We start from the raw sequence: 771 nt of genomic DNA on the forward strand, positions 1-771 counted from the left end.
GATGCTCACGATCCGTGAAATCCGCAGATGCTCCCGGTGCGGGTCTATCGAGGGCTGTAAAGGGTGGTTTGTTGCTGATCGCCAGCATGCCAGATCGAAGCCCTGGTTCATATTTTGAAAGTGAGAACGGATGGATTTCCCCTCGACCAAGCGGGTGCGTGAACAATCGGACAGCACGGGCCCGCAAGAGAGCTCACCCGCGGCTCCGTCCGCAGCCGCGGCGACCTTTGAGCGGCAATTGAGCGAGATCGGCAGTTCAGGTGAAGGAGCAATGCCGGCCGCCTCGACGCCGCAGCCGGCTCAGTCAAAAGGGATTCTGAGAAGGCTCAGCAAAAGCCCCCTTTATTCCCAGGATGCTCCCCTTATTTTGGGGCTTGAGAAGGCCCTCATCAAGGGCGGGGCCGCCAAAGGCACCGCACGAAATAATCTATATTCTCTTCGCAGCTTTGGCCAGTGGCTCTTCGCAAATAACAAAGATCCCATTGCTGCTCGGCTCGACGACGAAAAGTCACTGACCGCTGATGCGCGCGAGTTCATCGGAAAGGGTAATCCCTTAAGGCTTCTTGCGGCGATAGTTCATCTCCGAACCTCGCAGTCGACGGGCGGAGTCGTGCGGATCGCAGGCCGCACTGAGTTGCATCCTTATCCCCAGGACGCGGCTCTCATCGAAGAGTACAAAAACGAAGCAGCGACAGATACCGGCAAGAAGGATGCAAGCAGGAAGGATGCAACTGCTCTTCGCAGTTTCAGCGACTACCTGCGTGACAACAA

The 771-nt window shown here is 56.9% G+C and carries 1 pseudogene; it reads left to right on the plus strand.

The annotated features are described in order from the left end of the window. Positions 1-130: 130 nt before the first annotated feature. Positions 131-771, plus strand: a pseudogene (locus IC50_RS38250) (Ulp1 family isopeptidase); the annotation flags it as partial.

The organism is Bradyrhizobium genomosp. I (2014), assembly GCF_000261685.1.
Taxonomy (GTDB): Bacteria; Pseudomonadota; Alphaproteobacteria; order Rhizobiales; family Xanthobacteraceae; genus Bradyrhizobium.